The organism is Mesorhizobium montanum, assembly GCF_033977145.1.
Lineage (GTDB): Bacteria > Pseudomonadota > Alphaproteobacteria > Rhizobiales > Rhizobiaceae > Mesorhizobium > Mesorhizobium montanum.
Genome location: NZ_JAVIJF010000012.1, coordinates 125,045 through 149,955 on the forward strand (window position 1 = coordinate 125,045; position 24,911 = coordinate 149,955).

The 24,911-nt window shown below is 64.6% G+C and carries 26 protein-coding genes and 1 pseudogene; 5 read left to right on the forward strand and 22 right to left on the reverse strand.

The features are described from left to right. The first annotated feature begins 78 nt into the window (after positions 1-78). Both RFM68_RS17800 and RFM68_RS17805 read left to right on the forward strand, forming a co-directional pair. Complete coding sequence (locus RFM68_RS17800) at positions 79-822, forward strand: AzlC family ABC transporter permease (protein ID WP_320234296.1); 744 nt, start codon at positions 79-81, stop codon at positions 820-822. After that, positions 819-1,118, forward strand: a complete 300-nt coding sequence (locus RFM68_RS17805; protein ID WP_320234297.1) for an AzlD family protein — start codon at positions 819-821, stop codon at positions 1,116-1,118. Before RFM68_RS17800 ends, RFM68_RS17805 begins: the two co-directional genes overlap by 4 nt. Positions 1,119-1,124: 6 nt before the next feature. On the opposite strand, the gene RFM68_RS17810 is transcribed toward RFM68_RS17805, so the two are convergent. The 7 genes from RFM68_RS17810 to RFM68_RS17840 form a co-directional block, all read right to left on the reverse strand. After that, positions 1,125-1,646, reverse strand: a complete 522-nt coding sequence (locus RFM68_RS17810) for a hypothetical protein (protein WP_320234298.1) — start codon at positions 1,644-1,646, stop codon at positions 1,125-1,127. Positions 1,647-1,827: 181 nt separating this feature from the next. Then, complete coding sequence (locus RFM68_RS17815) at positions 1,828-2,229, reverse strand: hypothetical protein (protein ID WP_320234299.1); 402 nt, start codon at positions 2,227-2,229, stop codon at positions 1,828-1,830. Positions 2,230-2,386: 157 nt separating this feature from the next. Next, positions 2,387-4,507, reverse strand: a complete 2,121-nt coding sequence (locus RFM68_RS17820; protein ID WP_320234300.1) for an EAL domain-containing protein — start codon at positions 4,505-4,507, stop codon at positions 2,387-2,389. Positions 4,508-4,795: 288 nt separating this feature from the next. Further along, positions 4,796-5,977, reverse strand: a complete 1,182-nt coding sequence (locus RFM68_RS17825; RefSeq protein WP_320234301.1) for a M20 aminoacylase family protein — start codon at positions 5,975-5,977, stop codon at positions 4,796-4,798. 87 nt (positions 5,978-6,064) lie between these two features. After that, complete coding sequence (locus RFM68_RS17830; RefSeq protein ID WP_320234302.1) at positions 6,065-7,261, reverse strand: diaminopropionate ammonia-lyase; 1,197 nt, start codon at positions 7,259-7,261, stop codon at positions 6,065-6,067. A 206-nt stretch (positions 7,262-7,467) separates the two neighbouring features. Continuing rightward, the gene (locus RFM68_RS17835; protein ID WP_320234303.1) at positions 7,468-8,703 is read right to left on the reverse strand and encodes a Zn-dependent hydrolase; all 1,236 of its coding nucleotides are present in this window, start codon (positions 8,701-8,703) and stop codon (positions 7,468-7,470) included. Continuing rightward, positions 8,700-9,902, reverse strand: coding sequence for a diaminopropionate ammonia-lyase (locus RFM68_RS17840; RefSeq protein ID WP_320234304.1), 1,203 nt, complete (start codon positions 9,900-9,902; stop codon positions 8,700-8,702). The genes RFM68_RS17835 and RFM68_RS17840 overlap by 4 nt, the downstream gene beginning before the upstream one ends. Before the next feature lie 106 nt (positions 9,903-10,008). Here RFM68_RS17840 and RFM68_RS17845 point away from each other — a divergent pair, with 106 nt between their 5' ends. Continuing rightward, positions 10,009-10,482 (forward strand): Lrp/AsnC family transcriptional regulator, encoded by a 474-nt coding sequence (locus tag RFM68_RS17845; protein ID WP_320234305.1) that lies wholly within the window; start codon positions 10,009-10,011, stop codon positions 10,480-10,482. A 141-nt stretch (positions 10,483-10,623) separates the two neighbouring features. Here RFM68_RS17845 and RFM68_RS17850 read toward each other — a convergent pair whose 3' ends face one another. From RFM68_RS17850 to RFM68_RS17860, 3 genes are all read right to left on the reverse strand, one after another. Next, positions 10,624-10,953 (reverse strand): hypothetical protein, encoded by a 330-nt coding sequence (locus tag RFM68_RS17850; protein WP_320234306.1) that lies wholly within the window; start codon positions 10,951-10,953, stop codon positions 10,624-10,626. 145 nt (positions 10,954-11,098) lie between these two features. Beyond that, entirely contained in the window at positions 11,099-11,629 is a 531-nt protein-coding gene (locus RFM68_RS17855) for a hypothetical protein (RefSeq protein WP_430694879.1), read from the reverse strand. 121 nt (positions 11,630-11,750) lie between these two features. Continuing rightward, positions 11,751-12,077, reverse strand: coding sequence for a DUF1330 domain-containing protein (locus RFM68_RS17860; RefSeq protein ID WP_320234307.1), 327 nt, complete (start codon positions 12,075-12,077; stop codon positions 11,751-11,753). A 177-nt stretch (positions 12,078-12,254) separates the two neighbouring features. Between RFM68_RS17860 and RFM68_RS17865 the strand changes: the two genes are divergently transcribed. Beyond that, positions 12,255-12,947 carry a winged helix-turn-helix transcriptional regulator gene (locus RFM68_RS17865; protein WP_320234308.1) on the forward strand — a complete coding sequence of 231 codons (693 nt, stop codon included), beginning with the start codon at positions 12,255-12,257 and terminating at the stop codon, positions 12,945-12,947. Between the two features lie 80 nt (positions 12,948-13,027). On the opposite strand, the gene RFM68_RS17870 is transcribed toward RFM68_RS17865, so the two are convergent. The 10 genes from RFM68_RS17870 to RFM68_RS17915 form a co-directional block, all read right to left on the reverse strand. Next, positions 13,028-13,993: a branched-chain amino acid ABC transporter permease gene (locus RFM68_RS17870; protein WP_320234309.1), complete on the reverse strand. Its 966-nt coding sequence runs from the start codon at positions 13,991-13,993 to the stop codon at positions 13,028-13,030. Between the two features lies 1 nt (position 13,994). After that, positions 13,995-14,882, reverse strand: coding sequence for a branched-chain amino acid ABC transporter permease (locus RFM68_RS17875; RefSeq protein WP_320234310.1), 888 nt, complete (start codon positions 14,880-14,882; stop codon positions 13,995-13,997). A 7-nt stretch (positions 14,883-14,889) separates the two neighbouring features. After that, positions 14,890-15,594, reverse strand: coding sequence for an ABC transporter ATP-binding protein (locus tag RFM68_RS17880; protein ID WP_320234311.1), 705 nt, complete (start codon positions 15,592-15,594; stop codon positions 14,890-14,892). After that, positions 15,587-16,387 carry an ABC transporter ATP-binding protein gene (locus RFM68_RS17885; RefSeq protein WP_320234312.1) on the reverse strand — a complete coding sequence of 267 codons (801 nt, stop codon included), beginning with the start codon at positions 16,385-16,387 and terminating at the stop codon, positions 15,587-15,589. Before RFM68_RS17885 ends, RFM68_RS17880 begins: the two co-directional genes overlap by 8 nt. Beyond that, positions 16,384-17,592, reverse strand: a complete 1,209-nt coding sequence (locus RFM68_RS17890; protein WP_320234313.1) for an ABC transporter substrate-binding protein — start codon at positions 17,590-17,592, stop codon at positions 16,384-16,386. The genes RFM68_RS17885 and RFM68_RS17890 overlap by 4 nt, the downstream gene beginning before the upstream one ends. A gap of 365 nt (positions 17,593-17,957) precedes the next feature. Continuing rightward, the gene (locus tag RFM68_RS17895; RefSeq protein WP_320234314.1) at positions 17,958-18,665 is read right to left on the reverse strand and encodes an SDR family oxidoreductase; all 708 of its coding nucleotides are present in this window, start codon (positions 18,663-18,665) and stop codon (positions 17,958-17,960) included. A gap of 96 nt (positions 18,666-18,761) precedes the next feature. Continuing rightward, positions 18,762-19,358 (reverse strand): YdeI/OmpD-associated family protein, encoded by a 597-nt coding sequence (locus tag RFM68_RS17900; protein ID WP_320234386.1) that lies wholly within the window; start codon positions 19,356-19,358, stop codon positions 18,762-18,764. A 139-nt stretch (positions 19,359-19,497) separates the two neighbouring features. After that, positions 19,498-20,220: an amino acid ABC transporter ATP-binding protein gene (locus RFM68_RS17905; RefSeq protein ID WP_320234315.1), complete on the reverse strand. Its 723-nt coding sequence runs from the start codon at positions 20,218-20,220 to the stop codon at positions 19,498-19,500. After that, positions 20,207-20,875: an amino acid ABC transporter permease gene (locus tag RFM68_RS17910; RefSeq protein WP_320234316.1), complete on the reverse strand. Its 669-nt coding sequence runs from the start codon at positions 20,873-20,875 to the stop codon at positions 20,207-20,209. Before RFM68_RS17910 ends, RFM68_RS17905 begins: the two co-directional genes overlap by 14 nt. Before the next feature lie 143 nt (positions 20,876-21,018). Then, the gene (locus RFM68_RS17915) at positions 21,019-21,834 is read right to left on the reverse strand and encodes a transporter substrate-binding domain-containing protein (protein WP_320234317.1); all 816 of its coding nucleotides are present in this window, start codon (positions 21,832-21,834) and stop codon (positions 21,019-21,021) included. Between the two features lie 324 nt (positions 21,835-22,158). On the opposite strand from RFM68_RS17915, the pseudogene RFM68_RS17920 reads away from it, so the two are divergent. After that, positions 22,159-22,894: pseudogene (locus RFM68_RS17920) on the forward strand (SDR family oxidoreductase). Here RFM68_RS17920 and RFM68_RS17925 read toward each other — a convergent pair. Then, positions 22,845-23,801, reverse strand: coding sequence for a LysR family transcriptional regulator (locus tag RFM68_RS17925; protein ID WP_320234318.1), 957 nt, complete (start codon positions 23,799-23,801; stop codon positions 22,845-22,847). The pseudogene RFM68_RS17920 and the gene RFM68_RS17925 overlap by 50 nt on opposite strands. 12 nt (positions 23,802-23,813) lie before the next feature. Beyond that, positions 23,814-24,716, reverse strand: a complete 903-nt coding sequence (locus RFM68_RS17930) for a S1C family serine protease (RefSeq protein WP_320234319.1) — start codon at positions 24,714-24,716, stop codon at positions 23,814-23,816. Positions 24,717-24,911 lie beyond the last annotated feature (195 nt).

Genomic DNA, 24,911 nt, shown 5'->3' on the forward strand with positions numbered 1-24,911 from the left:
TTTCGGCTATGGTCCGGCCACCGATAACCGACAACCGACCGGGAAAAGGGTGGCCGCGAGGCCAGCCGGGGCAAAGCCATGAGCATTTCCGAGATCGCTCTCGCCGAGGGCCAGACCGCCAACGGGCAGGGCGCCGAGTTCCGGCGCGGGCTTGTCGCCTCGACGCCTGTGCTGCTTGGCATCATCCCCTATGCGCTGGTGCTTGGCGCTCAGGCCGCGCAGAAGGGCCTGAGCGTCATCGAGGTGCCGCTGATGACCGGCCTCAACTTCGCCGGCGGCTCGGAATTCGCCGCCATCCAGCTCTGGACCTCAACGCCGCATATCCTTTTGATCGCGGCCATCACCTTGCTGGTCAACAGCCGGCATTTCCTGATGGGCGCGGCACTCGCGCCGCTCATCAAGCATTTGCCGAAGCGCCAGGTTTTTCCGGCGCTGTTCCTGATGTGCGACGAGAGCTGGGCGGTGGGCCTGGCGGATGCGCGCCGCCGCGCCGCCGCCGGCACGCGGCCGCCTTTCAGCCTGCCCTTCTATCTGGGCGCCGCCCTGCCCTTCTACCTCGCCTGGGTGGCGTTCACGACCTGCGGCGCGGCGCTCGGCCCGATGCTTGGCGATGTCGAGAAATACGGCTTCGCCATGGCCTTCCCGGCCGTGTTCCTGGTGCTGCTCAGCGGCATGTGGAAGGGCTTTGCCGCGGCGCGGCCCTGGCTGGTCAGTCTGGCGGTGGCGGCGCTCACCTATCTCGTCGTCCCGGGTGCCTGGTACGTGGCGGCCGGCGCGCTGTCCGGCCTGCTGGCCGCGTGGTTCCTTGCAGGTGACAAATGATCGATCCGATGACCGTGCTCACCATCCTGGCTATGGCCGGGGTGACGTACCTGACCCGTATCGGCGGCTATGTGGTGCTGAGGAACCGCACGCTGAGCCCCCGTGCCACGGCGGTGATGGAAGCCGCGCCCGGCTGCGTGCTGATCTCGGTGATCGCACCGGACTTCGTCTCGAAGAACCCCGCCGACCTGACGGCGCTTGCTATCACGGTGCTTGCGGCGACCCGGCTATCGATGCTGCCGACGGTGGTGATCGGGGTCGCTTCGGCTGGCGTGCTGAGATGGCTGATGGGGTAGCCGGCCTCAGCCGCCGTAGAACCCGAGTTCGTCCAGCTGGACCGAGGCGGCCTCGCTTTCGCCGTGCCCGCCCGCGTGCTGCTTCAACGCGGCATCCAACCCGTCGTGGTCGCTGCCTTGCGGACCGACGATCGCGTCGACGAGCGTATCGAGCGAAACGCCAAGCTGGTCCAGGCCAAGCTGTCTTTCGATCTCGGCGATCGCCGAGGGAGATTGCCGTTTCAACGCTTCGACGGCATTCTTGATCGCCGAACCATAGGAAAACACGGAATCGTAATCGGTTTGATCGAGGCCGAACTCCTTGCCCGCGCGCTCCATCAGCCGGACCTTCGTCGCCGTGATATTGAGGTTGTCGACGCTGAACACGAATGCGGAGACCGCGGGCTCCACCTGCATGAGCGGCGAACCTGGGGAGCCGGAGGCGCTGTCGATGGTCGCGACCAGACCGTCCGCGGCCGGTCTGGCCGTTGGCGGCAGGCGTTGCTGGTGCAGGATCACAAGAGCGGCGTTGTCGAGCGTCGAAGACATGGCTGGTCTCGCAGGCGCCCGTCCGTCATGGATCGGACGCCGGACAGTCGAGCCAAGACATCATGTCCCGAGCAGAACGTTTCACGGGCAGTAGCCCAATTGTCCTAAGAGTCCGATAGAACGATGGTTCATCTTTTAACGATGAGCCGCGCCATCTCTTTGTTGGGCTCAACCCGGAAGGTCAGTCGCCGCCGCCGCCATCGTGGCCGCCGCTGTCCCCGCCGCCGTCATGGCTACCGCTGTCCCCGCCACCGTCGTGGCCACCACTGTCGCCACCTCCGTCATGGCTGCCACTGTCTCCGCCTTCGTGGTCGCCGTCGTGATCGTCGCCCTGATGATCGCCGTCCTGGTCGCCTTCATGCGAGCCGGAAGTGGCGCCGTCACCCTTGTGCCCGCCCTCGTCATTCTCGGCAGCCTCGTGGCCGTCGCCGACGCTGGATGTATTGACTTGATCGTCATCATCGTCGGCCGTGGACGCCGCCGTCAGCCCGCCGCCGTTATCCGAGCCGGCGTGGGATGGCTGCGCGGCGAAGATACCGAGCAGGCCGATCACGGTTGCCGCGAGCAAGGGAAGGGTCTTCATCCAGGCGCTCCGATCCGTTTGTCGTTTGTCTCTTGTCTCTTGTCTCGACGCAATTCCGGACGGAAAACCGCTCACACTTTTCCTGGAATTGCTTCAGGATCATTGCCCGATCGGATTACGGCGCCCTTAAACGAGTGATTGCAATTTTAGCAACTGCTTATTTTATGCCGCCCAGCCTGGCATGCGGCCATTCCGGTGACATCGTGCCGCCGACGGCTCTCGCCACGATCGCCTCCAGCGGCTCGGGGCGGTGCAGGAAATAGCCCTGGCCATAGGCGACGCCCATGCCCTGCAGGATCTCCAGCGCGTTCTTTTCCTCGATCTTTTCGGCCACCACGGCGGCACCCATCGAGCGGGCGATGCCGGTGATCGCCGAGACGATCTCGCGATCGAAGCGACTGTCGGCGATGTGCTCGACGAAGGAGCCGTCGATCTTGATGGCGTCGATGGGGAAGCGCCTGAGATATTCGAAGGAGCTCATGCCCGCGCCGAAATCATCGAGGCTGACGCGGCAATGGCGCTGGCGCGCCCGGCGCACGAATGCCTCGGCCGCGTCGAAATTGGTGACGGCGGCGGTCTCGGTGATCTCGAAGCCGATGGCCGAAGGCGGCGCACCGCTTCCGGCGATCGCCTCGTCGACGAAATCCCACAGCTGCGGATCGGAAAGCGTCTGCGCCGACAGGTTGAAGTCGAGCGAGATGGCGCCGGCGCGCATCGCCGCGCCGTGGCGTATCATCGCCGTCTGGATGATCCAGCGGTCGAGCCGGGCGGCAAGGCCGAAGCGTTCGGCCACCGGCACGAAATCGCCCGGCGGGATCATCTTGCCGTTGCGGCCTTCGAGCCTGGCCAGCACCTCGACATGGCGGCTGTCTTCCCATGCCCGGCCGAGCCTGTGGATCTCCTGGCCGTAAAGTTTCAGCCGGCCGTCTTCCATCGCATCGACCAGGTCGGCGGCAAGCCGCGCGGCGTTGAGGCCGCCCGAACCGGCAACCGACTCCGGCGAGAACACGGCGAAGCGGTCGCGGCCGCCGGCCTTGGCGGCATAGCAGGCATCGTCGGCGCAGGCGAGCGCGTCGGCCACGCTCATGTTGCGGTCGCGCACAAACGCGATGCCGATGCTGGCGGCAAGCCTGCGCGAGGTGACCGCCGAGCCGAGATCGGCATCGCGCACCGCGGCGAGGACGGCGCGGGCAAGGTGCTCGGCACAGGCGTCATTGCAGTTGGGCACCAGCAGCGCGAATTCATCGCCACCGAGACGCGCCGCGTGCGCCGACGCGGGCAGGCCGGCCAGGATGCCCGCCGCGACGCTCTTCAGCGCCAGATCGCCGGCGGCATGGCCGGCATAATCGTTGAGCGCCTTGAAGTAGTCGAGGTCGACATAGAACACCGCAAGCGGCAGGCGCCCGGGCATGGCGATGTTCTCGGCAAGCAGCCGGTCGAAGGCCGAGCGATTGAGCAGTCCGGTCAGGGCGTCGTGACGCGCGGCGAAGGCAAGCTCCTCGGCGCGCGTCTTCTCCTCGGTGATGTCGCGCACCGTGCCGAGCACCTGGCCGGCCGAACCGACATCGGCGACGAAGCGCACCAGCGATTCGACATGGCGGACCTCGCCGTCGCGCCGGATGATGCGGTATTGCGAGGCGACGACGCCGTTCGAGCCGGGCGCGATCAGATGGGCGCGCTCGGTGGCTTCCTTGTCGTCCGGATGAAGATAGGTGTGCCACAGCTCGGCCGTCACCTCATCGGTGTCGGCAGCGAGGCCGAAGATGTCACGGGTGCGAGCATCCCAATAGCTCTTCCGGGTGCCGATATCGTGGTGCCAGATGCCGGTGCCGCTAGCGGCGAGCGCCAGGCGAAAGCGAATATTGACCTGCTCGAGCGCCGCCTCGGCCTCTTTCTGCCGGGTGATGTCGGTCTGCACGCCCATCAGCCTGAGCGGCTTGCCGTCGGCGTCGAGCTCGACGATGCCGCCGCGGTCCAGCACCCAGACCCAATGGCCGTCCTTGTGGCGCAGGCGCAGCTCGGTCTCGATGGAGTCGGCAAGGCCGGCGATATGGCGGTCGCCGCTCTGCTGCGCGCGCTCGCGGTCGTCGGGATGGGTGAGCTTCAGCCAGAGATCGGAGGTGTTGGCGAGCTCGCCCTCGGCATAGCCCAGCATCTTCGACCAGGTCGGCGAATAGTAACAATCGCCGGTCGACAGGTTCCAGTCCCACAGGCCCAGATAAGCGCGGTCGAGCGCCAGCGCCCAGAACTTGCCGTTGCGTTTATTGTCGTCAGCCATTCTTTGTTCTTGCCACCCTGTCCCGGCAATACTGCATGAAAGCAGAGAAGAAAGGGTTACCGGGTCGGAGCTGCTAATCTCCCCCCTTGTGGGGGAGATGGCCGGCAAGCCAGAGGGGGGCGCGAAGGATCGCGGCGTTGATTTTGTTGGGGCTGGTCGCTAACCGGCTTGGCTATGACTGCAAAAAACTGAAACGCCGGCGGGACAGCGCCCCTCTCTGCCCTGCCGGGCATCTCCCCCACTTGGGGGGAGATTAGCGCTCGACCGCCTTCGCCAATCGCCGACGTTCTAGCCCATCGCCAGCCTTCGCCTCACGATCGCCGCGTGAAAGCGCGCGCCGTGCAGCAGACCGTCATCGTTGAAATCATAGGCCGGGTTGTGCAGCGGCGCGGAACTGCCATTGCCCATGAAGACAAAGCATCCAGGCACGTGGTCGAGAAAACGGGCGAAATCCTCAGAGGCCGTCATCGGCTCAGCCGCGATGCGAACAGCGTCGTCGGCCGCGATGCCGGCGGCATCGTCGGCCAGCACCGTGCGCGCTGCCGCAAGCGCCTCGTCGACAAGTGCGGCGTCGTTGATCAAGGACACGAACTCGCGCGTGTAAGTGATTTCAGCCGCGACGTTATAGGCCTGCGCCGTGCCTTCGGCGATGCGGCGCATCTCGTTCTCGATCGCGGCACTCACTTCGGGGCGGAAACTGCGGCAGTCGCCGAGGATGCGCGCCATGCCCGGCAACGCATTGCGGGTGCCGTCGGCGATGAGCTCGGTCACCGAGACGACGCCGATATCGGCGGGGCTCAGGCGGCGCGAGACGATGGTCTGCAGGTTGACCACCAGCGCGCAGGCCGCGACCAGCGTCTCCTGGCCCGCATGCGGCCGCGCCGCGTGGCCGCCGAAGCCCTTGAGCACGATCTCGAAATTGTCCTCGGCCGACATGACCGGACCGCTCCTGGTCTCGAAATGGCCGATGGGCAGGCCCGGCATGTTGTGCAGCCCGAAAATCTCCTCGAAGGGAAAGCGTTCGAGGAGACCGTCGTCGAGCATGGCGAGCGCGCCCCTGCCCCATTCCTCGGCCGGCTGGAAGATGAAGCGTACCGTGCCGTCGAAGCCGCCTTCGCTGGCCAAGAGCTTGGCCGCGCCGAGCAGCATCGAGGTGTGGCCGTCATGGCCGCAGGCATGCATGGTGCCGGGCGTTTGCGAACGCCAGGCTTGCGTTCCCTGCTCGGCGATGCGCAGCGCGTCCATGTCGGCGCGCAGCGCGATCGAGCGGTTGCCGCTGCCGCGTGTCAGCGTGCCGACGACGCCGGTACCGCCGACGCTCTCGGCAACTTCAAGGCCGAAGGCGCGGAGTTTTTCCGCCACAAAGGCGGCGGTGCGCTTTTCCTCGAGGCCGAATTCGGGATGGGCGTGGAGATCGCGCCGCCACGCCGTCATCTCGCGATGCAATGCCTGCTGGTCGAGTTTGGCCATCGGTCGCCCTCTTTTCCTGACGCAATTCCGGACGGAAGGCTACGGCAAAGCCGAGCCTAACCGCTGCACACTTTTCCTGGTATTGCTTCAGGCAATCTGCATGAGCACCTCGTCCGGCGCCACGCCGACCAGCTCGGCATAGCGGCCGGGATCGGTCGCGCCCTCCGAGTTGACGACGAGCACGCGCGAATGAGTGTCGAGGCCGAGTGCCGCCCGCATATGCCTGTCGCTAGCGGCGCGGACCAGTCCGGCGAGCCCTGCTCCGCCGCTCTCGCCGGAGACGATCGCCGGATCGTTGCCCAAGGGCCGCGCCAGCCGCTTCATCACCGCGACCGCGTCCTCTTCTTTCACCGTCATGAAGGCGTCGCCGACGCGCGCCAGCACGCGCCAGGCGACCAGGGAAGGCTCCGCGCATTCGAGCATCGTCATGACGGTCGGCTGCTGATGCGCGATCGTTACCGGGCGCCCGGCCTCAGCGGAGGCATAGACGCAAGCCGAGCGCCGCGGCTCGACCACCACGGCTTTCGGCCGCCTGTCGCCCAGCATAACCGCCATATGGCCGGCAATCGCCGCCGCGAAGCCGCCGACGCCGGCCTGCAGGAAAACATGCGTAGGTGGCTCAGCCAGATGCCGCAGCGCCTCGCGCACGATTACCGTATAGCCCTGCATGACCAGGCCGGGGACGCGCTCGTAACCCGGCCAGGAGGTGTTGGAGACGATCTTCCAGCCGCGCTCGGCGCCGACGCGCGCGACCTCGCGCACCGCATGGTCATAGCCGCCCTCGACCTGCACGATCTCGGCACCGAAGCGGGCGATGGCCGCGACGCGCTCGACGCTGACGCCGGCATGGACGAAGATCACCGAGCGTGCGCCGACAAGGCCGGCGCCCTGCGCTACCGAACGGCCATGGTTGCCGTCGGTGGCGCAGACGAAGATCATGCTGGATGCGATCTCGCGCACTTTTGGCTCGCCGATCTCCGCGACATCGACATCGCGGCCGAGGCGCTTGCCGGCCTCCTCCAGCACCAGCCGGATGACGGCATAGGCGCCGCCCAGCGCCTTGAAGCTGCCCAGGCCAAGACGCTGGCCCTCATCCTTGACATGAAGTTCCGCGATGCCGAGCTCATCGGCCATTGCTGGCAAGGCGTGCAGCGGTGTTTCGACATGGTTGTGGCGCGCCTTGAGATAAAGCTCGGCCCGGTCAGCGCCGTGCATACCGAGGGACTCGGCATCGGCCGCAATCAACGGCTGGTTGTGTTCGGGACGTTGATTGAGCAGCAGCATGCTATTCTTCCTGCGAGGCACTGAACGCCAGTGGCGGGCGCGATTCTGGCGCTTTAATCTGGTTAAGTGATTGAAGTTTGTTTCGACCAGATGTCGCCGAATGTCCGCTCCGGAAGGACTCGATACCGCCAACATGACTATTTTTGGTGGTGTCTTGTCATGGCAGCACCGTTCCGTCGACGCCCATCTGCGTTTCGTCCCCGCAATCAGTCGGCCGCCAGCCGGGCGGCGACGCCGAGCAGGATATTGGCGCCGGCAACCAGTTCGTCGGAGGCGGTGAATTCGGCCGGACTGTGGCTGATGCCGTCCCGGCTCGGCACAAAGATCATCGCGCAGGGCGCGATACGCGCGATCATCTGCGCGTCGTGGCCGGCGCCCGATGTTATGCGCCGGCAGGAAAGGCCGGCGGCTTTGGCGCCATCCTCTATCAGCGAGACGACGTGGGCATCGAAGGTCACCGGCTCGAAACGCGCCAGGCTTTCGGCATGAACGGTGACGCCGGCGCTTGCGGCAAGTTGGTCGAGGAAGGCGGCGAGTGCTGCTTCATCCTCGCGAAGATGCATTTCGTCGGGATCGCGAAGGTCGATTGTGAAGGTCGCCCGCGACGGGATGACGTTAATCGCGTTGGGCTCGAAGGCTATGGTGCCGACGGTGGCGACCGTCGGCGTCGGCGAGGCGCCAGCGCGGTCCGCGAGGAAGCTGATCACCCGCGCGGCCGCGACGCCGGCATCGCGGCGCATCGACATCGGCGTGGTGCCGGCATGGTTGGCCTCGCCGTCGATCGTGATGCGCTGCCAGGAAATGCCCTGCAGGTTTTCGACCGCGCCAATGGCAATGCCCTCGCGCTCGAGCACCGGCCCCTGCTCGACATGCAGCTCGACATAGGCGTGCGGCTTGAGGAAGCCGGGCTCGTGCTGGCCGGCATAGCCGATACGCTCCAGCTCCCTGCCCAACACCGAACCGTCGGTGCCGACCGAGGCCAGCGCTTCCTCGAGGTCCCGGCCGCCGGCAAAGACCAGCGAGCCCATCATGTCGGGCGAATAGCGCACGCCCTCCTCATTGGTGAAGGCGGCGACGACGAGCGGGCGCGCCGGCGCGAAGCCGGCTTCCTTCAGGCTCTCGATCGCTTCGAGGCCGGCAAGCGCGCCATAGCAGCCGTCATAGATGCCGGCATCGATCACCGTGTCGATATGCGAGCCGAGCATGAGTGGCGCCTGGCCGGCATTGGCATCATCCTGCCAGATGCCGAAGATGTTGCCGATACGATCGACGGCGACCTCGAGCCCCGCCTCATCCAGCCAGCCGACGAGGCGGTCGCGGCCAAGCTTGTCCATGTCGGAAGCGGCGACGCGGACGAGCCGGCCCTGCGCGTCGCGGCCAAGGCTGCCGAGCTCCTCGATGCGCCCGATGAGACGGTCGGCATTGATTGTCAGATTGCTCATGCCGGCTGCCTCACCCGCACCACCTCTTCCGGCGTCATCCCGACCAGCTCGGCGTAACGGCCGGGGTCGGTCGCGCCTTCGGAGTTGACGATGAGCACGCGGGAGCCCGCATCAAGGTGAAGCGCCGCGCGCATCTTCTTGTCGCCGGCAACTCGGATCAGCCCGGCGAGCCCTGCGCCGCCACTCTCGCCGGAGACGATCGCCGGATCGTCGCCCGAAGGCCGCGCCAGGCGGTTCATCACCGAAACCGCATCTTCTTCGTCCACGGTCATGAAAGCATCGCCGATCCGCGACAGCACGCGCCAGGCGACCAAAGACGGCTCATAGCATTCGAGCATCGCCATCACCGTGGGCTTGCTGTGCGCAATCGCGATTGGACGCCCGGCCTTTGCGGTGGCGTAGACACACGCCGCCCGCGCGGGCTCGACCACGATTGCCCTCGGGCGGCCCTGGCCAAGCATGACGGCGAGATGACCGGCCATCGCCGCGGCGAAGCCGCCGACGCCGGCCTGCAGGAAGACGTGGGTGGGCGGCTCGGGCAAGCGCTTCAGCGCTTCACGCACGATCACGGTGTAGCCCTGCATCACCAGGCCCGGTATGCGTTCGTAGCCCGGCCAAGACGTGTCGGAGACGACGGTCCAGCCGCGCTCGGCGGCGACGCGGGCGGCTTCCCTGACCGACTGGTCGTAGTCGCCCGCGATGCGCACGATCTCGGCACCGAAGCGGGCGATGGCCGCCACGCGTTCGTTGCTGACACCCGAATGGACGAAGATGACGGACCGCGCGCCGACAAGACCGGCGCCCTGCGCCACCGAGCGTCCGTGGTTGCCGTCAGTCGCGCAGGCGAAAGTCATGCCGGCGGCAATCACCTTCACGTCGGGGCTCTGCAGTTCCGCGACATCGACAGTGCGACCAAGCCGCTTGCCGGCCTCCTCCAGCACCAGCTGCATCACCGCATAGGCGCCGCCCAGCGCCTTGAAGCTGCCAAGGCCAAGGCGCTTGCCCTCATCCTTGATGTGGAGCGCGCCGATGCCGAGTTCGCCCGCCAGTGCCGGCAAGGCGTGCAGCGGCGTTTCGGCATGGTTGTCGCGCGCGGCAAGGAAGCGCTCGGCCGCGTCAGCGCCGGCCGTGCCGAGCGTCGCAGCGTCTTCCTTGGTCAGTGGCTGGCGATGGTCCGGGTGGCGGTTGAGCAGGAACATGAGTCCGTTTTCTCCATCTCGATGTCTGAAATTTATTGCACGGCGGCCGATAAAAGCGCTCTGTTTTGCCGGTTTGGATGCAAGTTTGTTTCGTTTGGACAACGCCATGCCTGTTTTGCCAGATCTCGACGCCTTCGACCGGGCGATCCTCGCCATCCTGCAGAAGGACAACGCCACCCCGCAGCGCGTGATCGGCGAGAGGGTGAACCTGTCGGCGCCGGCCGTGCAGCGGCGCATCAAACGCATGGAGGAAACCGGCGTCATCCGCGCCAATATCGCGCTGGTCGATCCGGCCAAGGTCGGCCATCCGATCACCATCTTCGTCGAGGTCGAGGTGGAGAGCGAGCGCGCCGAGCTGATCGACGCCGCCAAGCGCGGCTTCGCCGCGGTTCCCGAAGTGCAGCAATGCTACTACGTGACCGGCGAGGCCGATTTCATCCTCGTCGTCACCGTGGCGACGATGGCCGACTATGAGGCGCTGACCAGGCGGCTGTTCTTCGAAAACAACAACGTCAAGAGGTTTCGCACGTTCGTCGCGATGGACCGGGTGAAGGTAGGGCTTGAGGTGCCGGTGGGGTGAGAGTGGGCGCGACGCCTGAGCTGCCGATCTCCCCCAAGTGGGGAGATGGCCGGCAGGCCAGAGGGGGGTGCGAAGGAACGCCAGCTTTTCTGACTAGCCCATCGCCAACAAGTACCTGCCCGACGTGCAGTCGGTGGTAGGTCAGTTTGAGTTTTCCCTGGGCCTTCTCCAGAATGACTTGGCTGCCATCGCGATCCCGACTGTCAATGCGGCTAGGACGGCAGCGATTGGCGTCATGCCAATCGTCAAGTAGGCGAATAGCTCAATCGTCAAGCCGACGGCTTTAACCCAACTGGGCAACGATTGGCCCACCCGATTTTCGAGGATGACTTCACCGGCGAATAAAACGCCGGATTGAAAGACAAAAAGCCAGAATATCGCTGCAAAGAACCCAAATTTTCTCGCGAAATAGCGTCGTTCAAGACCATGCAATATGGCGACTTCTACAAAGGAGAAGATGAGGAAAAACATCTAGCTGAATTAACATGACGTGCAAAAATGTCCAATGCCGCGCGGTCACCACAGTTGACGGGCCGGCGGGACAGCCCCCTCTGTCCTGCCGGACATCTCCCCCACCTGGGGGGAGATCGCCAGGTTCGCCGCCTGGCGTCTGCCTTTACTGGCTCGGTGCTATCGCGTGTTCGCACGAGACTTTCGGGTTCATGTCGGCGAAGGTGCCGGTCGGGTTGCCCTTCCAGGCCCAGACATGCAGTTCATAGAACTCGCCCAGACCGTAGCGGTTGGGCGCGCTGTTGAAGTTGAACAGCTGGCCGTCGAGCGATGCCGGGCCCTTCGAGGTGATATATTCGACCGCCACCAGCTTCAGCGTCCCGTCGGCCATCGGCTCGTACATCACGGCTTCGGGACGGCCGATGTCGATCTTGTCGTCCTTCAGATACTGGCCGTTGACGTAGTGGATGCCCATGGCACCGCCGGTGATGCCGCTGGCGCAAGGAATGGGCGCATAGCCCTCGGCTGTCGCGGCCTTGACGTCGAGAAACCGGCTGTTGGCGGCCTGCACCTTTTCGGCCAGCGGGCTGGCGCCGGACACGGACGCAGCCGCGTCCTGATGCGCCTGCGCAAGAGCTGTACAGACCGACAGCGCGGCCGCGGCCATAAGAAGCCTGTTCCAAAAGTTTGATGTCATGTTCGTTCCGTTCTTCCTGAGAAAGCCCGGCTGGCCGGCCGCCGGAAATACGGCGGCGCGACAGGCAAGCGCCGTGGCTGTTTGTGCGTAATGATCCCGGATTCTATGCGGTTGGCACCGCTCATGCCTTCGGCAGATACGATATCGTTCCGGCCAGATCGGTGTTGTCGATCAGCTGGAAACGGCTGTCGCTGCCGCCCTGGCGGGCCGCCACGAAGGGCGCGTAGGCCGGATCGTTGGTGAAGGCGCGCGCCGCCGCTTCCGACGGGAAGGCCATCAGCGCGATCAGCGTGGTGTCGAGCGGTTTGCCCTCGAGGGTCTTCACATTGCCGCTGCGCGCCAGATATTTGCCGCCATGCTTGTGAACGAGGTCGTGCACGGTAGCGGCGTAGTCGGGTATCCATTTCGGGTCTTTCACTTTGATATCAGCGATAAGGTAAGCGGTCATGGGTAGTCTCCTGGTTGCGGCGCATGGGGATATCCCGTGCATCCGGCCAAGGGCTCGCATGACGGGGCGACCGACAACCAGTCCGCGATCTGTACTGGTCCGGTACAGTTTCTGTACTCGCGGCTCCATTCATGAAGGGCTAATGTTCGCTCCAGCTTCGAGGGAGAGACACCGATCATGGCTCAGCACGGATACAAGCAGTTCTGCCCGCTATCGATGGCCGCCGAGGTGCTGTGCACCCGCTGGACGATGGTGCTGATGCGCGAGCTGGTGGCGGGCTCGACCCGCTTCAACGACCTGCGACGCGGCGTGCCGAAGATGTCGCCGACCCTTCTGTCGCAACGGCTTAAGGAACTCGAACTGGCGGGGATCGTCGAGCGCAAGGAAGTCCCCGGCGAGAAGGGCATCTTCGACTATCGGCTGACGGAAGCCGGCCGCGATTTGCGCCCCGTGGTCGAGGCGATGGGGTTCTGGGGACAGAAATGGGTCGAGTCGCGGCTGTCGCTGAAGAACCTCGATCCGTCGCTGCTGATGTGGGACATGCGGCGCAACCTGAACCCGTCGCCGCTGCCCGACGGACGAACGGTGATACAGTTCCTGTATCAGGATCTCCCTGCTTCGAAACGCTCATGGTGGCTGATCGTCGAGAAGCATGGTGAGGTCGATCTGTGCTGGTACGACCCGGGCTTCGAGGTCGACCTCTACGTCTCGACCGACCTGCACACGATGACGGCGATCTGGATGGGGCTGCTCACCGTCGAGAAGGCCGGCGCGAAGGTCGCGTTGACCGGCGACAAGGCCATCGGCAGGAAGATGCAGACCTGGCTCGGCCTCAGCCCGTTCGCGGTGGAACCGAAGCGCGCGGCGTAGCGGGTGCGGCGCCGGAGCTGCCAATCTCCCCCACAAGGGGGGAGATCGACCGTCACCGCTGCTTTCGCCAGCCGCCCAGCTCAGCCCTTGCGTCCCAGCCACCGCGCGTAGATCTCCCCGACAATCCCGCGGCGGAAGATCAGAACGCAGATCATGAAGATCAGGCCGGTGGCGATGGTCACCGGGAAGCCGGATGTCGCCAGCGTGTTCTCCAACCCGACGACAAGGCCCGCGCCGACCGCCGGGCCGACCATGGTGCCGATACCGCCGAGCAGCGTCATCAGGATCACCTCGCCCGACATCTGCCAGGTAACATCGGTGAGCGTGGCGAACTGGAAGACGATCGCCTTGGTCGCGCCGGCAAAGCCGGCGAGCCCCGCCGACATGACGAAAGCGGCGAGCTTGTAGCGGCTGACGGAATATCCCAGCGAAATGGCGCGGTTCTCGTTCTCGCGGATGGAGCGCAGGATCATGCCGAAGGGCGAGTTGACGATGCGCCAGATGGCGAAGACGCCGATGAGGAAGACGGCGAGCACGAAGAAATACATGTTCATGGTGACGTTCAAGTCGACCATTCCGAAGAGCTTTCCACGCGCAACGCCCTGGATGCCGTCCTCGCCCTCGGTGAAGGACGCCTGGACGCAGAAGAAATAGAACATCTGTGCCAGCGCCAGCGTGATCATCGAGAAATAGATGCCTTGCCGGCGAATGGCGAGGAAACCCATGACGAGGCCCATCGCGGCGGCACCCGCCGTGCCGAGCAGGATGCCGGCCTCGGGCGGCCATCCCCAGGCTTTCACCGCGTAGGCGCAAAAATAGGCCGCGCCGCCGAAGAAGGCGGCGTGGCCGAAGGAAAGCAGGCCGGTGTAGCCGAGCAAGAGGTTGAAGGCGCAGGCGAACAACGCGAAGCACAGCATCTTCATGACGAAGATCGGGTAGACCACGAAGGGCGCGGCGATCAGCGCCACGATGCCCAGCGCCACCAGAGCCCGCTCCAGCCTGACGGAGGCCGCAGCGCGTTCCTGGTGAAGGGTTGCCTCGCTCATCTCAGGCGTCCCTTCCGAACAGGCCGGCCGGCCGCAGCAAAAGCACGACCGCCATGATGACGAAGACGACGAGGTTCGAGGCTTCTGGATAAAAAACCTTGGTCAGGCCCTCGGCGAGGCCGAGCATGTAGCCGGTGACGATGGCCCCCAGTATCGAGCCCATGCCGCCGATCACGACGACGGCGAAGACGACGATGATGAGGTCCGAGCCCATCAGTGGGCTGACCTGGTAGACGGGCGCCGCAAGGATACCGGCGAGCCCCGCAAGTGCCGCGCCGAGGCCGTAGGTCAGCGTCAACAGCAGCGGCACGTTGACGCCGAAGGCCTGCACCAGTTCGGGGTTCTCGGTCGCTGCGCGCAGGTAGGAGCCGAGCCTGGTCTTCTCGATCAAAAGCCAGGTGCCGATGCAGACGATGAGCGAGGCCACCACCACCCAGCCGCGATAGTTGGGCAGGAACATGAAGCCGAGATTGGTGCCGCCGGCAAGCAGCGCCGGCACGGCATAGGGATTGCCGGAGACACCGTAGTAGTAGCGGAACACGCCTTCGATCACTAACGCCAGGCCGAAGGTGAAGAGCAGGCCATAGAGCGGGTCGAGACGGTAAAGCCGCGACAAGGCGAGGCGCTCGACCACCATGCCGAACAGCCCGACAATGAGTGGCACGAGGACCAGCGCCGGCCAGTAGCCGATGCCCAAATGCACCAGCAGCAGATAGCCGACGAAGGCGCCGAGCATATAGAGCGCGCCATGGGCGAAGTTGATGATGCGCAACAGGCCGAAAATGACGGCGAGGCCGAGGCTGAGCATGGCATAGAACGAGCCGTTGATCAGCCCGACCAGCAGTTGCCCGAGCAAGGCCTGGATGGGGATGCCGAAGACCGTCAACATGGCGCGATCATACCCCCAGCACCTCGTGCAGCTTGCCGGTGTGCTCGGCAAGCTCGCCGACGGGAAAACCTTCAACCACCTTGCCGTGGTCCATCAGATAGAAGCGGTCGGCGATGCGGGCGGCGAAGCGGAAATTCTGCTCGACAAAAAGGATGGTCATGCCGCGCTTCTTCAGCGCCGCCAGCAGCTCGCCGATGCGCTGGACGATGACGGGCGCGAGGCCCTCGGTCGGCTCATCGAGCAAGAGCATCTCGACACCGGTCCGAAGAATGCGGGCGATGGCCAGCATCTGCTGCTCGCCGCCCGACAGTTTCGTGCCCTGGCTGTTGCGGCGCTCCCTGAGGTTGGGGAAGAGCTCGAAGATCTCCTCGACGCTCATGCCGCCCTTGGCCACGACCGGCGGCAGGATGAGGTTCTCATCGACGGTGAGGGTGGCGAAGATGCCGCGCTCTTCCGGCACGAAGCCGATGCCTTGATGCGCGACGCGGTGCAGCGGCAGGCGCATCAGGTCCTTGCCATTGAAGGTGACGGAGCCGTTGCGCTTGCGGATCAGGCCCATGATGGCGCGCAGCGTCGTCGTCTTGCCGACGCCATTGCGACCGAGCAGCGTGACGGTCTCGCCGCGGAAGACGTCGAGGTCGACGCCGTGCAGCGCATGGCCCTCGCCATACCAGGCGTGGAGATCGCGCACGGCAAGCAGTGGCTCACTCATGCTCCGTCCCCATATAGGCGACACGCACGCGCTCGTCCTGGCTGACGGTGGCGTAATCGCCGGCGGCGAGCACCTGGCCGCGCTGCATGACGGTGATCCAGTCGCAGAGATCGGCGACGACGGTGAGATTGTGCTCGACCATCAGCACGGCGCGGTCCTTTGCCAACGAGCGGATGATGCCGGAGATCATGCCGACATCCTCATGCCCCATGCCAGCCATCGGCTCGTCGAGCAAAAGCACTTTCGGGTCCAGCGCCAGCGTGGTGGCGATCTCCAGCACGCGCTTGCGGCCATAAGAGAGATCGCCGGCCAGCCGATGCGCTGTTTCGTCGAGACCGACGATGGCGAGCAGCTCGCGCGCCCTTGGCGTCAACGCGTCCAGCGACGAGACCGGGCGCCAGAACTGGTAGCCCAGCCCGGCAGGCCGCTGCAACGCGACGCGCACATTGTCCAGCACGGAGAGATGCGGAAAGATCGCCGATATCTGGAACGAGCGGACCAGCCCCATGCGCGCCACTTTTGCCGGCGGCGTGCGGGTGATGTCGGTGCCGAGCAGATCGATCCTGCCGCTGGTCGGCTGCAGGAATTTGGTCAACAGGTTGAAGATGGTGGTCTTGCCGGCGCCGTTCGGGCCGATCAGCGCATGGATTTTCGCGTGATGGACGTCGAGGTCGACATCCTTCACCGCGACGAAGCCGGCGAAGTCGCGCCTGAGGCCGCGGGCGGAAAGCACCACCCGCGGCGTCTCATCTGTGCTGCCCGGGCGGACAGCGGTAGCGGCGTCGAGCGTCACTTGGTGACGAGCGGACAGCCGCTGTCCTCGGCCTTCATGAAGGCCTTGTCGCCCGGAATGGTCGCCAGATAGGTGTAGTAGTCCCAGTCCCTCTTCGACTCCTCCGGCTTCTTGACCTGGTAGAGATACATATCGTGCACCATCGAACCGTCGGCCTGCACCTTGCCGTTGGCGGTGAAGACGTCGTTGACCGGCATTTCATGCAGCTCTTTGGCCACCGCTTCGGTCTCGTCGGTGCCGGCCTTGTCGATGGCCTTCAAATACTGCGTCACCGCCGAATAGGTGCCGGCCTGGATCATGTTGGGCATGCGGTTGGTGCGCTTGAAGTAGCGCTCGGCGAAATCGCGGCTCTTGTCATCGCGATCCCAGTAATAGCCTTCGGTCAGCACCACCCCCTGCGCCGCCTGCAGGCCGAGGCCGTGCACTTCGGACAGCGTGAACAGGAGCGCCGCCAACCGCTGGCCGCCGGCAACGATGCCGAATTCCGCCGCCTGCTTGATCGAGTTCGAGGTGTCGAGGCCGGCATTGGCAAGCCCGACGATCTTGGCGCCGGAGGACTGCGCCTGGAGTAGGAAGGAGGAATAGTCTGTGGAGCCCAACGGGTAGCGCACCTCGCCCAGCACCTTGCCGCCGCTCGCCTCGACCAGCTTGGCGGTCTGGTCCTTCAGCGAATAGCCGAAGGCATAGTCGACGGTGATGAAATACCAGCTGTCGCCGCCCTGCTTGACGAGTTCGCCGCCAGTCCCGACCGCCTGGGAGTGCGTGTCATAGGCCCAGTGGAAGCCATAGGGCGAGCACTGCTTGCCGGTGAGATCGGTGGAGGCGGCGCCGGTGACGATGTCGATCTTCTTCTTTTCCTTCGAGATGCCTTGTACGGCGAGCGCCACCGACGAGGTGGTGAGCTCCATGATCGCGTCGACCTGTTCGGTGTCGTACCATTGGCGGGCGATGTTGGAAGCGATGTCCGCTTTGTTCTGATGGTCGGCACTGACGATCTCGATCGGCGCGCCCTGCACCTTGCCGCCGAAATCCTCGACCGCCATCTTGGCCGCCTCGACCGACCATTTGCCGCCGAAATCGGCGTAGACGCCCGACTGGTCGTTTAGGATGCCGATCTTGACCTTGCCGTCGGAGATTTCGCCGGCCGCCGCCGGTATTGCAGTTGCCGCAAGCAGCGCGGCGGAGACGAGATAGGATGCTTTCACTGGTGGTTCCTCCCTTGTTGCCAACCACGGGAAACGCGGCCGCCTTGCAATGGTTCAACAGTTCCGTTCGGATTTTGGATCTGGCCTGATCCCGCTGCTATTCCTCCTCTTGCGGAACCGGGCCGCCAGGTGCCTGGGTTGCATGCAAGGCGAACCTAGCATCACATTTCGCCGGTCGAGAATGCTATTTTCGTAGCATGGAGGATGGACCGTCAGGTGATGACTGGCTTACGAATCCGATTCCGACCGATTGCCAGCTAAAGCATTGACTCGACTTGTTTTTCCACTCTTGCTGCGATTTCGCAATGACTGAGTGGAAAAGTCATATTTTTCAGTGACTTAGCCAGAAAATTCTCGAAGTCGCATCACCACGGCAGCTTCTTGCCATCGCGAAAAAAGCCGCCGGTCGGGCCGTCGTCAGGCAAGGTCGCGGCCCAGACGATGCCGGCCGCGCCTTGCGCCACGGGACGGCCGCCGGGGCCGCCCATGTCGGTCGCGACCCAACCGGGGCAGATGGCGTTGACCAGCACGCCTAAGCCGCGCAATTCGGCCGCGAGGATGCAAGTCAGCGCGTTGAGCGTCGCCTTGCTGGTCGAATAGGCCGGCGCGCCGGCGCCCATCGAGGCGAGCGAGCCGCCTTGCGACGAGACGTTGACCAGCCGGCCATGGCCTGAGGCGCCGAGCAGTGGCGCGAAGGCGACCGCTACGCGCCAGGCGCCGAAGACATTGGTCTCGAAAGCCTCGCGGATCACCGTCCAGTCTGGCTTGAGCGCCCGCGCCGAGGGGTCGTAGTGGATGGCGGCGTTGTTGACCAGAATGTCGAGCCGACCGAACCGGCGTCCGACCTCGGCCGCGGCGCGCGCGGCCGCTTCGGGCGCGGCGACATCGAGTTCAATGGCCTCGACATTGCCGCCGAGCTTCTTCGCCGCCGCCTCGCCCTTGGCGAGATCGCGCACGCCGATGAGCACGGTGAAGCCGCGTTCGGCGAGCTGGCGGGCCGTTTCCAGGCCGATGCCGCGGTTGCCGCCGGTGACGAGCGCCACCTTGCCGGATTGAATTGTTTTGTTGGTCATTGTGCGCCTCCTGTTGCGAGGTCGAGTTCCCGCCAAGCGCGGCTATTGCAATTGTTGGAACGCAGCAAGACTGCCCGTTGGGGGCTTCATCGCTCTTCACGGTTTCTGAGGATGGATCGTCTCGCCGCGCTTCAGCATTTCGACGAGGCTCTCGATCTTCTTCTTGCGCCCCACCTCGGTCTTCATGTTGTGGGTGCGGAAGGCGAGCGCGAAGCGGTTCTGCGCCGAAAACTTTTCCAGCATCGCTTTCGCCTTCGGCTCGGCGTCGATCGCGGCCTGCAGATCGGGCGGGATGGTCATCTCCTTCGAGCCGCCATAGGCACGCTTCCAGCGGCCGTTGGCCTTGGCCGCCTCGACCTCGCGCAGGCCATGCCTGGTCATGCGACCCTCCTCGATCAGGCGCGCGACATTGTCGACGTTGATCTTGCTCCATATGCTCTTCTTGCCGCGCGGCGTGTAGCGCTGCAGGAAGCTCTTGTCGTCGAGCGACTTGCGCACCGCGTCGATCCAGCCGAAGCAAAGCACGACGTCGATGGCCTCCTTCGGCGTGATCGAGGCCAAGCCGGAGCCCACCTTGTGAACCTTGATCCAGACCTCGCTTTCGCCGGCGTGGTTGTCGGCCAGCCAGGCATAGAAACTGTCGGCATCGGGAAATTCGCGAACCTTGTCCGGATCGACCTTGATCGGGGCCATCATCACCTCTGCCGCATTGCTGATCGGGGGCCATTCTCGCCGATTCCGCAGCCGATGTAGCCACGCCCCAGTGCCAGTTTCCGTCAGTAGGAACAGGCGTTCAAGGCCGATCAAAGGAAATCCGGCTGCGGGTCGAAGGCTACAGGATTTTCGCCAGGAAACTCTGTGTGCGGTCCTTTTGCGGATCCGAGAAAAGCGCCTTCGGCGCTCCTTCCTCGACGATCATGCCGTCATCCATGAAGATCACCCGATGCCCGACCTCGCGGGCAAAACCCATCTCGTGGGTGACGACCACCATCGTCATGCCCTCGACAGCGAGCGTCTTCATGACCTGAAGCACCTCGCCTACCATCTCGGGGTCGAGGGCGGAGGTCGGCTCGTCGAAGAGCATGACGTTCGGTCCCATCGCCAGCGAGCGGGCTATCGCCACGCGCTGCTGCTGGCCACCGGAAAGTTCATCGGGGTAACTCGCTTCCTTTCCGACGAGACCGACCTTGGCCAGCAACTCGCGCGCGACCCTGTTGGCCTCCTCGGTCGGCATCTTCTTGACCTTGCGCGGCCCGATCGTGACGTTCTCCAGAATGGTCAGGTGCTTGAACAGGTTGAACTGTTGAAACACCATGCCGACATGCTGGCGCAGCTGGTGAATGTTCGTCCTCGGGTCGGTCAGCGTCATCCCGGCGATTTCGATCTCGCCGCTGGTTGCCTTCTCCAGGCCGTTCAGGCAGCGCAGAAACGTGCTCTTGCCGCTCCCCGAAGGACCGATGACGACGACGACCTCCTTTTCCTCCACATGAGTGGTTATCCCCTTGAGGATCTCGTTGTGGCCGAAGGACTTGTGGAGGTCCTTAACGTTTATCAACTTGAAGCCTCCTCTCCAGATAGGACGAGAACTTCGACAGGGAGAAGATGAGGACGAAATAGAGGGCGGCGATGAGCCCCCAGATCGCGAAAGACGCAAAGGTCTCGGCAATCACGATCTCGCCCTTGTAGACCAGTTCGGCGATGCCGACCGGCGCCAGCAGCGAGGTATCCTTGATCGTCTGCGCCGCCTGGTTGACCAGCGGCGGGATCATCCGCTTGAACGCCTGGGGCAGAACGATATAGCGCATCGTCTGAAAGCCGTTCATCGCGATCGACTGCGCCGCCTCCTTCTGGCCCCGGTCGACGCCGAGAATGCCTGCGCGGATGATCTCGGTGACGTAGGCTCCTTCGTTCAGGCTGAGCGTGAAGGCGGCGGCGAGGATGGGATATGTCAGTTGCCCGAACCAATGGTTGACGGGCAGGATCGCCGGCAATCCAAGCACGATGAAGAAGAGTTGCACCAACAGCGGTGTGGACCGGAAAATCTCGACATAGGCGGTGCCGAGCCAGCGCAGGGGCGCGACTGCCGACAGGCGCATCAGCGCCGCGAACAGGCCGATGACCACCATCAGGAGGATGGCGACGATCGAATACTGGATGGTCAGCCGCAGACCATCGAGGATGACGGGTAGGTTTTGCCAGATGGAGCCCATGAACCGTGCCTTGGATTGCTATTCCCGCCCGCCTCGCAAGAAGAAACGCACGGGCACCGGCCTCGCGCCACGGCTCTGCGAATCCGTTCACGGAATTGCTCGGGAGGGCTGACGATCTGCCGTTCGGATGAACCGAACGAACTTCAGCCCGAAATCGCAACGGTCGCCGGCTTTTGCACGCCATTGACCACGCCGCTGGTATCGCCTCCAAAATATGTCTCGAAAAGTTTCTGATATTCGCCGCTCTGCCTGATCTTGGCGAGGCCGGCATTGATCTTCTCGACCAGCTCCGGTTTTTGCTTGCTGAAGGCGATGCCGTAATATTCGCCGGTCAGCAGCGGACCCACGGTCTCGACATTGTCATGGCCGGCCTTGAAGTTGATGTTGACCGGGTTGTCGAAGATGACCGCGTCCGCGCCACCGGTCTCAAGCGCCTGATAGGCGGCATCTATGCTCTGGAACTGCTTCACATAATCCGGCGCGAAACCGTGACTGGTCAGGTAGTCGACCGAAGAGGTTGCCTTCTTGGTGGCAACCACATGGCCCTTGAGATCGTCGAAACCCTTGATGCCGGAGTCTTTCATCACCAGCACCGAAAGGCCGGATTTGTAATAGGCGTCGCTGAAATCGACATTCTGCATCCGGCTGGTCTTGATCGTTATTCCGGCAACCGCGGCGTCGATCGAGCCGGCCTGCAGACTGGGGATGATCCCGTTGAACGGCAGTGTCTTCAGGCTGACCGTCATGTTCTCGGCCTTGGCGATCGCCTTGATCATGTCGATGTCGAAGCCCGTGACCTGGCCATTCGTCTCGGTTTCGAATGGCGGGAAGGTCGTGTCGGCGCCGACCACGATGTTGGTTGCTGCGCTTTGCGCGGCCGCCATTGGCATTGCGCCGAACGAAAATACGAGGCCGGAAACCAGCGACGTGGCCAGCATGATGAGCGACTTGTTGTTCACGGATGTCTCCTTTCGACGGGCATTCGTCAGCTGAACGCGTCGACGATCAGGGAGTGGTGCGCAATGCATGAACTCGGAGCCCGTACTGAGCATCTGGATCGGCCGGCGCTCAAGTCAAGTCTGCCGCTAATGCGGTTTCCTCAGGAGGGAATGCGGTCGGCGGATTTCATGCGCGGCCAGGTCTCGCGACCGGTTATGTCAGCCTGCCGCGGAACTTGGCGAGCCCGCCGCCCTCGCGATCGGAATTTCCGATGGCGCCATCGGTTTCTTCCGTTTCCGCTTCGCGCGCCAGCCTGCCAAACTCCGTTCATGCAAAGGAAAGGCATGGACATGGACATGGACAGGCAAACAATCCTGATCGTCGGCGGCAGCTCGGGCATGGGGCTGGCGCTCGCCAGGCGCTGTCTCGAGGAAGGCGCGAACGTCATCATCGCCGGGCGCGGCGAAGCGAAACTCAATGCGGCGCGGGAAGAGCTTGGCCGCCCGGATGCGCTCGAAACGGCGGTTGTCGACATCAGCCGCGAGGATGAGGTCGCGGCACTTTTTGAGCATATCGGCCGGCTTGACCATATCGTCAGCACCGCTGCCGATATCGAAGGCGTCTACCGGCTGTTGCCGGAGGTCGAGCTTTCAGCCGCGCAGCGCGTGGTGGAGAGCAAGTTCTACGGGCCGCTGCTTTTAGCCAAGCATGCCGCGCCAAAACTGCCGCCGAGCGGCTCGCTCACCTTCGTCTCCGGCATTGCCGCCTACCGGCCGGCGGCACGCGGCTCGGTGGTCGCCGCGGTCAACGCGGCGCTGGAAGGGCTGGTGCGGGCGCTGGCCGTCGAGCTGGCGCCGATCCGCGCCAACGCCGTCTCGCCGGGCTGGGTCGACACGCCGATCTGGGAGTTCGTCGCCGGTGAGAAAAAGGACGAGACGCTTGCCACCATGGCGAAACGCCTGCCGGCGGGACGGGTCGGACGGCCCTGAGGACATTGCCGACGCAATCCGCTTCCTGATCGGCAACGGCTTTACGACGGGAGAGACGCTGCATGTCGAGGGCGGCCATCGGCTGGTCTGACCGGCGCGAACGCCTTATCCACAGCGGTAAGCAGCGCCTTCAGCGCCGGCGGCTGAACGCGCCGGCGCCGCCAGATCGTCACGACGTTGGCCGAGCGGACCGGCCCTGGCCAGGCAAGCTCGGCGACCTCGCCGCGTTCGATTGCCGAGGCGACCGCCAGCCGCGGCACCAGACCAAAACCGGCGCCGGCCGCCACCAGCCCGGCAATGGCGTCGATGCTGCCGGCTTCGGCGGCGAGGCTGGGCTTGCCGAGGCCTGCCTCGGCGAACGCCTTGTCGACCATTGCGCGGAAGACGCAGCCGGTCCCGGTGGCGACGAAATGCTTTTCGGCCAGCGTCGCCAGATCGATATCCGCCCGGTTGTCGCCGGGCGGCGCGATCAGCGCCAACGGCTCGACTGCCACGACGCGCCTGGCAAGGCGCTGGTCCGGCGCGCCGGCATCGATATCAAGCTCAGGGGGCCGCTCGAAGCAGAAGGCGACGTCGATCTCGCCCTCCCCAAGCCTGCGCAGCAACTCGCCGCTGCCGGCGATCCTGAGCTTGATGTCGATGCCGGCGTGAGTGGCGCGGAAAGCGGCGAGCCAGCCGGCAAGTCTTGCCGAGGCGATCGTCTCAAGCGCGCCGATCGATAGGTTGCCGGCGGTGCCGGCCCTGGTGGCATCGACGGCGGCCCTGGCATCATCGGCAATAGCCAGCAATTCCTCGGCATAGGGTTTCAGCGCCTCGCCGGCCGGCGTCAGGTCCAGCCCCTGCCGCGAGCGGGTGAAGAGGCTGGCGCCAAGCTCGGTTTCCAGCGCCTGGAGCTGATCGCTGACGCTCGACTGGGCGAGATTGACCTCTTGCGCCGCGCGCGTGACGTTGCGGGTGCGCGCGACCGCGAGAAAAGTCCTCAGCAGCCTGGGGTGCATCGGGCGGCGGCGCTACTGTAGCTGCGGCTTTTTGAGGAAGGAATTGCGGTCGGCGGATTTTATGCGCAGCCAGGTCTCGCGGCCGTCGCGCACGACGCGCAGCGGAATTTCCGAGCCGGCCGGATTCTCCCAGAGCTTGCGGTAGAAATCGGCAAGCCCATCGACCTCGCCGTCGCGCACGTCGGAGATGATGTCGCCCTGACGCAGACCTGCCTTTGCCGCAGGACCGCCTTCGGCAACGCTCATCACCACCACCATGCCGTTCGACTCGGCCGAGAAGGCGCCGAGCCACGGACGCGGCGCCTTCGCCGCCTGGCCGCGTTTGATGAGATCGTCGAGGATCGGCGTCAAAAGATCGATTGGCACGACCATGTTGATGTCGGCGACCTCGCCGGCGCGGCTCATCTGCAGGCGCAGCGACCCGACCCCGAGCAGCTTGCCGTTGCTGTCGAACAGCCCAGCCCCGCCCCAGGACGGATGCGCGGGCGCAATGAAGATCGCCTCGTCGATCAGATATTCCCAGTAGCCGGCGAATTCCTGCTTGGTGACGATATGGGCGTCGACCTGCTGGCCGATGCCGTCGGCGAGCGTCACGGCGGCGCCGATCTTGGCCTTCCTGGCGTTGCCGAACTGGACAGCGGGAAGATTGAGCGGCGACAGCGCCTGCACGAGGCCGAAGCCGGTCTCCTGATCGTAGGCCAGCGCATGCGCGGCGACCACGCGGCCATACTGGTCGGTCAGCCACACTTCGTCGGCCTCGGTGATGAGATAGCCGATGGTGAGCACCAGGCCATTGTCGCGGATCACCACGCCGCTGCCTTCGCGGCGCGTGCCTAGCGCATTGGCGGTGAAGGCGTCGTCCGGAACCGTGGCGCGCACGGCAACGACGGAGCGCGAGATTTTCTCGATGGTCATCGATCCATCCTGCATTGCGGGTCTTTTTCTATAAGTATGGCCGAAGGGGCGCGGTGCAAGGGCGTCCCCTTCTCCCGTCTCGGCGCTACGCGCCGATCCACCTTCTTGCACAAGGGGAGAAGGGAAGTCCTGTGCTGGCACAAATGTTAGTTCAACGAAAATTGAACTTTTTTCTTTGACGCGCGCAAACCCGCA